The sequence below is a fragment of the Streptomyces sp. NPDC060209 genome (assembly GCF_042728155.1).
GTDB lineage: Bacteria > Actinomycetota > Actinomycetes > Streptomycetales > Streptomycetaceae > Streptomyces.
In genome coordinates this window covers 35,108-41,722 of the sequence record NZ_JBHWZS010000040.1, presented here as the reverse complement: position 1 = coordinate 41,722, position 6,615 = coordinate 35,108, and the positions used below count along the sequence as shown (strand labels likewise).

The window sequence follows — 6,615 nt, the reverse complement described above, 5'->3', positions numbered from 1 at the left end:
CACCCCGACTATGGGCGGCCGCGACAGATGTTTATACGAGCCCGGGCCCCACGGTGGGCTGCCCCCGGGGGGGCTATCCGCCCCCCCGGGGGCGGATCGCCGGTCCTCCAGGCAGCCGAATCGGCTTCCACCGTGGAGTTCGTACGCGTCGGAACGACGGGTTGCCCGGCGACGGTGCCGGGCCCCGGTACACCGCCGCTCGCAGGCCTGCCGGAACCGGCTGGGGCGGAGGAGTCGGTGGACCTGGAGAAGCCGCGCCCGGAATCCGGACCGGCCCCGGTACTCGCGGGCCGGCGCCCACCCGGTGACGTGCCGTCAGCGACGGCGTCGCGCCGCTGCACGGGCGGTGCCGGTGCGGGATCGGCGGACGCCGAAGGCCCCGGCCGCACGGGCCGCGGCGCCGGGTTCGTCGACGGCCCGCCGACCGCCGGTGAACGCTGTACGCGGGGTGTGCCGCCGGGAGCCGGGTCACCGGTCCGCCGGCGCGCCGCCGGGGCAGCCGCCGGTTTCGCCGCACGAGCGCCGACAGGCCCGCTCGACGGAGCGCCCAGCCTCGGCCGGACGGCCGGACGGGGCCCGGGCGTACCCGTACCCGTTCCGGGCGTGCTGGATCCGGACGCGCCTGTTCCCGACGTGCCGGCCGGGCGCGCAACAGCTTCCGGCCCGGCCACCGGTGTCGTCCGCGCCGGCGGCGTTCCGCCGTTGCCGCCACCGCCGGACGCCCCCGCCCGCCCCGACGGCACTGCGCCCCCGGAGATGCCCGGGGGCGGAACTGCGGGCGATTTCGGCCCTTGCGGGGACGGTCGCACGACGGGACCGGCGATGCCATGACGCTGCTGCGCCTGTGAGGTCCCAGATGTCGGTGGAGCCGGCGCAACCGCCGGTCCTGACAACGGGGGCCCGAGCAGCGGGCGGCGGGGTGGCGCGGAACCCGCAGGCCCGGTCGCCCGGCCGGGAGCGCTCGCCTCACTCCGTTGTACAGGGAGCTTCGCCTCACGTCGCCGTACGGGCAGTGAGGAGGTGTGAGCCGGAGGAGTCCGGTCCGACGGGGGCGCCGCCTTGGGCACCCCTGTCGGACCCGACGGCCGGGGGCCCGGCGGCTCGATCCGCGCGGAGCCGCCGCGGGGGCCCTCCTGGTCCCCCTCCGAGCGCTGGACACGGGCAGTGGAAGCCGGAGACACGGAGGCAGGAGCGAGAGGAGAGCGGGGAGCGGAGGGAGGAGCCGTCGGAGCGGACGTCGGCGCAGACACCCGCGCGCCTGCCCCGGCTGCCGCCGGGGCAGGCGTGGCCCTGCTCGGCTTCACCGCGGGAAGCACCCTGCGCTGGACCGTGCTCGGGGCGGAAGCGCGTGTCAGCGCCGAGGGAACGGGCCCCGGCCGGGGCCGTACGGGAGCGACCCGCGGGCCCAGGGCGCGCTGGACCGAAGGCCCCTGCCAATGGCCACGGCCACCCGGATCGCCGCCCTCCCTGTCACCGTCGTCGGCGACAGGGAGGGACGGGGAGAGCCTGGCCTCGCCGAGGGCTGCCGGCCCGGACCCCAGGGTGAACGACAGCGCGTCCTTGATGAGACCGGTCGGAGCATCGTCCAGGACGGCGTGCGAGAGCGTCCCGGAGAAGGAAGGGTTCTGCCAGGCGGTCAGCGAGCCGCCGAAGTCCGCGGACGCGACCGTCTGCCTCGCCGGCGCCATCATCGCGCGCTGGATCGGCGGCAGACCGGCCCAGCTGCGGCCCCGGCCGGAAGCACCGGCACTGTCGCCGGCGGGCGCCTCGGGGGCGGGGCCCGGCACCGTACCGTCCCCGCCCACACTCCGCTCCCGGCCGTGGCCCTGGCTCTGATCCCCGCCTCGGCCCCGGCCCTTGAGCCGGTCGAATATGCCCATCACCGCTCCGTTGCAGCACGCGTCACCAACGTGGCGATCTGCTCGGCGTATCGCCGCCGCTCACGGTGTTCCAGGTCCAGAATGTCGTCCAGGTTCCAGTGGAAGTGGTAGGCGATGTACGCGATCTCCTCATGGATACGGTCGGTCGCGTACGTCACGATTCCCCCAGGCGGCTCCCGCCGAGCTCGACCTCGAACGGCTGCTCGCAGTGCGGGCAGGACACGCCGGCCCTGGTGTGGCCCTCGGCGTTGACCTGACGGTAGAAGTCCTGCAGGAAGGCGAGGTCGGAGGCGAACATGTTCTCCACCACGCCGTCGTGCATGTGTGCCACGGTGCCCAGCTGGGTGATGACCCGGCCGAGCAGTACCACCGAGAGATACGCGGGGTTCTCCTGCACCCGCATGTCCCGCAGCGGGATCAGCTCGTCCCGGGCGGTCGCCAGTCGCATGACACCCTCGCGATGCACGGTTCCCATGTCGTCCACGTACCCGCGCGGCAACTCGAACGCGAACTCGGTCCGCAACTGCTGCCGTACGGGCGGTGCTTCCGCCGGGGCGACGGCCGGGGCCGCCGCGTCCGCGAGGGCGGACGTGGCGGCAGCGGCGTCGGTGGCGGGCCTGGCAGGTCCGCGGCGCATTACTCGGTGACCAGCTCTTCGTAGACGATCGTGACGGTCTCGGTCATCACGGAGGCCTCGCCCGCCGTCGCCGCCGCGCCCATCACCTTGGTGCACCAGGCGTTGCGCAGGTGCTGACGCCTGACCGGGTTGTACTGGTAGTCCATGTAGATGATGCTCGCGTTCTTACGGGCCGAGCCCATGTCCCCGCGCAGCGAGGCGTTGATCCACTCGTTGAAGGCGGTGGACTGCTCCATGCCGCGCGTGACGGTGGTCTCGCCGGCCTTCTTCACGCCGGGCATCTTCTTGGTGATCGGCTGGCCGTTCGCCGAGACCTGCTGGTACTCGATGACGTCCTGCTCCATCCCCACCTCGCCCACGGCGTGGAGGTACTCGACCATGACTCCGTCGATCTGGAGGCCGAAGTTGTGGGTAGTGAGGGCATCACCCTGAGAGAGACTCATGAAAGCCGTTCCTTCTGCTGGTGCCGGGACCTGTGGCCGTACGCGAAATCAATCGGGGGTCGGAGGTGTGTGACGTCTATTCCTCCAGCTCGCCGCTGCCGCCGGAGAACTGCGCCAGCCGGAAGATCACGAACTCGGCGGGCTTGACCGGCGAGACTCCGATCTGGCAGATGACCCGTCCAAGGTCCACCGACTCCGGCGGGTTGGTCTCGGCGTCGCACTTCACGTAGTAGGCGTCCTCCGGCGTGGCACCGAACAGCGCGCCGCTGCGCCACTCCGTCACCAGGAACGCGGAGATGTTCCGCCTGATCCGGGCCCACAGCGCCTGGTCGTTGGGCTCGAACACCACCCACTGCGTGCCGTTGAGGATGGACTCCTCCAGGTAGTTGAAGTACCTGCGGACGTTGAGGTAGCGCCAGGCCGGGTCGGAGGAGAGGGTGCGCGCACCCCAGACGCGGATGCCGCGGCCGGGGAAGGTGCGGATGCAGTTGACGCCGATCGGGTTGAGCAGGTCCTGCTCGCCCCGGGTGATCTGCATCTCCAGGTCGACGGCGCCGCGTACGACCTCGTTGGCGGGGGCCTTGTGCACGCCGCGCTCGGAGTCGTTGCGCGCCCAGATGCCGGCGATGTGGCCGCTCGGCGGGATCAGCCGTGTCTGGCCGCCGGCCGGGTCGAAGACCTTGATCCACGGGTAGTAGAGCGCCGCGTACTTGGAGTCGTAGTTGGACGTCTCCTGACGCCATACCCGGATCTGCCTGGCGTTGAGGCCGGGCGGCGGGTCGATGATCGCCAGCCGGTCACCCATCAGTTCGCAGTGGGCGATCAGACCGAGCTGTACGGCCTTCACGGCCTCCAGGTCGATCGCGCCGCGCTGGTAGGCGGCCATCAGGTCGGGGACGGCGACCATCGAGATCTCGTCCACCGCTTCGAGGCCGCCGAAGCCCGTACGGTCCGAGGAGTCGCCCAGGTACTCGGCGATGCCGACCGACTCGGCCTCCGCCTCGTCCGGGACCGCGGGGGTCTGCGAAGCGGCTGCGGGCGCGTCGAGTGCGACCGTCTGGTTGTCGGGGCGGGCGAGTTGCGACGCCGCGGCCCCTTCCTGCACGGAGATCAGCTTGGAGCGTTCCTTGACCTGGGTGACCACGTAGTTGCGGGCACTCTTCTTCGCCGAGACGTCGAAGGTCTCGACGGGCTTCGCGCCGTCCTTGACGACCAGCCGGAAACGCTCGGCGGGGCCCTCGCCCTCGGCGTCCGTGACCTCGACGCTGAGCGTGCCGCTCTCGCCGGGCGCGACGGCCGCCACCTTGAACGTCCCCAGAGCAGCGGGTTCCCCGGCCGTCAGTGCGGCGGGCGCACCGGCGCCGCCGGTGACGGCCGACCGGCCGCGCTGTCCGCCGGCCGGGACGGTGCCCTCGCCCGGCGCGCCGGTCACTCCGCCGGGCGCCCCGCCCACCCGGACCACATAGGCGGCGGACCCGCCGTTGTTGAAGAAGCCGTACACCGAGTGCGCCAGGAAGTAGCCGTCGGTGAACTCGCCGAAGGAAGCGACGTACTGGGTCCAGTTGGTGACCAGCGTCGGCTCGTTCAGAGGACCGTCGGGCGCCAGCCCGACGAATGCGGCCACCGAGGTGCCGACCCCCTCGATCGGACGAGAGCCGCTGGCCACCTCTTCCACGTAGACGCCCGGCGACAGGTAAGACGGCATGCTCTGCTCTCCTCGGGGTACTGATACAAGGTCCAGACTCACCCTCGCGGGCAACACGCGAGCGCGTAAACGTCCTCCGGTGCCTTGTCGAGGGCACCGAACATGCCCCCAGGGGCAACAGGGAGAGGGCTTCGATGCCTTCTCCCGTCACCAGGGCTCCTGACGGGACGCACCGGAGCGGCACCGGTCGCCGCACCGTGGAGTGCGGCCACGGGCGGGGCCCCACGTCCTTCAACCGAAGTCGCAGGCGAAGGGATTCGAGGGCAGCGAGCGATACCTTTAGGGCAGCGGTACTACCCTGCGGCCTCTGACGTCGCCTCTCGCGTGGGCAGTAGCGTCCGTCGGGTGACCACCTGGACATCCCTGGAGCCCGCCTCGACCACGGTCGACCCGGGCAGCAGCACCACCGTACGACTACGTCTGCGCAACACCGGCGACGTCGTCGATGAGTACCGCTTCGAAGCGGTCGGCGACGTCGCACCGTACGTCTCGGTGGAACCGCCGTCCATCAGGCTCTTTCCAGGAACCACCGGAACCGTGGAGCTGACGTTCGCCCCGCCCCGCACCCCGGACGCGACGGCGGGGCCGCACCCCTACGGTGTACGCATCCTGCCCACCGAGCACCCCGAGGCCACCACGGTCGCCGAGGGGAACGTCACCTTCACCACGTTCATGGAGGTGCGGGCCGAGCTCGTCCCGCAGACCGTCAAGGGACGCTTCAGGGGGCGTCCCAAGCTGGCCGTCGACAACCTCGGCAACACCGTGCTCACGGCGTCGATCGGCGGCGGCGACAAGGCCAGCGACGACCTCTCGTACGAGATCGTCCCGGCCAACGTCCAGATCCAGCCCGGCCGTGCCGCCTTCGTCGACGCGACGCTCAAGCCCCGGCAGATCACCTGGGTGGGGCAGAAGCAGGAGCGGCCCTACGAACTGTCCGTGCGCCGCTCGGGGTTCGATCCCCTGCCGGTGAACGGGACGTACGTACAGCGCAGCCTGCTGCCGCTCTGGATGATGACGACGCTGAGTCTGTTGCTCGCTCTCACCATCACCGGCCTCGTCCTCTGGTTCACCTACAAGGCGCCGGTCCGCACCCTCGCGCAGCCGAAGCTCGAACAGGCCGCGGCCACCGCGCTGCCGGAGGAACCGCCGGAGCAGCCGACCCAGAAGCCCACGCAGGAGTCCGCGCCCTCCGAGAAGCCGGACTCGTCGGGCGGCGGCGGAGGCGAGGAGGAGAAGCCCGAAGAGGAGAAGGTCGAGCGGAGCCCGCTCCCCATCACGTCGGAGGACAAGCCGAACCTCTTCGTGCAGTTCGCGCAGGTACGCCTCGTCGAGGGGGCGGGCGGCTGCAAGCTGACCGCCACGCACACGGTGGGCAGGCTGGACGACGCGACTCAGAAGGCCGTGAAGTGCTTCCAGGAGTCCAACGACTCGAAATACGGCGCCTTCAGCCAGCTCGTGAAGAACGACGGGGCCGGAAACCTGGGCCGCTCCACGATGACGGCGCTCCTCGCGTCGCACTTCGCCGCCGTGAAGACGGTGCAGCTGAAGGCGGACGAGGCCAGCCCGGAGGTGCTGTGGGCGCGCAACATGCTGCTCTGGGGCACGCAGGCCGAGATCGACGACGGGGACATGGACCTGGCGGTCAACGCCACGAAGGCCAACATCGACTATCTGCGCAAGGGCATACAACCCAAGGAGAAGCCTTCGCAGGGCCTCTTCGACAGGATCAAGGAGTATCAGCGCCTGTTCCAGGCCGAGCAGACCGGCGTCCTCGACGAGCTGACGCTCAACAAGCTGAAGCTGGGCTGGATCAACGGGCAGGACGAGCCGGGAACGGTGACCGCGAAGGACTGGCTCCCGGCACCGATGGAGTAGAGACGCCTCGTCCGGCGCCCCGCGGGCCCGTAGCTCCACCGTCCTGGTGGGTCACGGGCCCGCGGCGCGACCGGG

At 71.1% G+C, this 6,615-nt stretch carries 6 protein-coding genes; 2 read left to right on the top strand and 4 right to left on the bottom strand.

Features of this window, described 5'->3' with window-relative positions; translation table 11 throughout:
* The first annotated feature begins 1,563 nt into the window (after positions 1–1,563).
* Positions 1,564–1,836 carry a hypothetical protein gene (locus tag ACFWFI_RS11130; RefSeq protein WP_387387911.1) on the top strand — a complete coding sequence of 91 codons (273 nt, stop codon included), beginning with the start codon at positions 1,564–1,566 and terminating at the stop codon, positions 1,834–1,836.
* A gap of 43 nt (positions 1,837–1,879) precedes the next feature.
* Here the strand turns inward: ACFWFI_RS11130 and ACFWFI_RS11125 are convergent, their stop codons facing one another.
* The 4 genes from ACFWFI_RS11125 to ACFWFI_RS11110 all read right to left on the bottom strand — a co-directional run bounded on the left by ACFWFI_RS11125 (position 1,880) and on the right by ACFWFI_RS11110 (position 4,665).
* Positions 1,880–2,038 carry a DUF6760 family protein gene (locus ACFWFI_RS11125; protein ID WP_014153881.1) on the bottom strand — a complete coding sequence of 53 codons (159 nt, stop codon included), beginning with the start codon at positions 2,036–2,038 and terminating at the stop codon, positions 1,880–1,882.
* The gene (locus ACFWFI_RS11120; RefSeq protein WP_387387910.1) at positions 2,035–2,517 is read right to left on the bottom strand and encodes a hypothetical protein; all 483 of its coding nucleotides are present in this window, start codon (positions 2,515–2,517) and stop codon (positions 2,035–2,037) included. Before ACFWFI_RS11120 ends, ACFWFI_RS11125 begins: the two co-directional genes overlap by 4 nt.
* On the bottom strand, positions 2,517–2,960 hold the full coding sequence (locus ACFWFI_RS11115; RefSeq protein WP_014153883.1) for a phage tail protein: 444 nt from the start codon (positions 2,958–2,960) through the stop codon (positions 2,517–2,519). The genes ACFWFI_RS11120 and ACFWFI_RS11115 overlap by 1 nt, the downstream gene beginning before the upstream one ends.
* A gap of 76 nt (positions 2,961–3,036) precedes the next feature.
* Entirely contained in the window at positions 3,037–4,665 is a 1,629-nt protein-coding gene (locus tag ACFWFI_RS11110) for a phage tail sheath subtilisin-like domain-containing protein (protein WP_387387909.1), read from the bottom strand.
* 345 nt (positions 4,666–5,010) lie between these two features.
* Between ACFWFI_RS11110 and ACFWFI_RS11105 the strand changes: the two genes are divergently transcribed.
* The gene (locus ACFWFI_RS11105) at positions 5,011–6,540 is read left to right on the top strand and encodes a COG1470 family protein (RefSeq protein WP_387387907.1); all 1,530 of its coding nucleotides are present in this window, start codon (positions 5,011–5,013) and stop codon (positions 6,538–6,540) included.
* Positions 6,541–6,615: the final 75 nt, after the last annotated feature.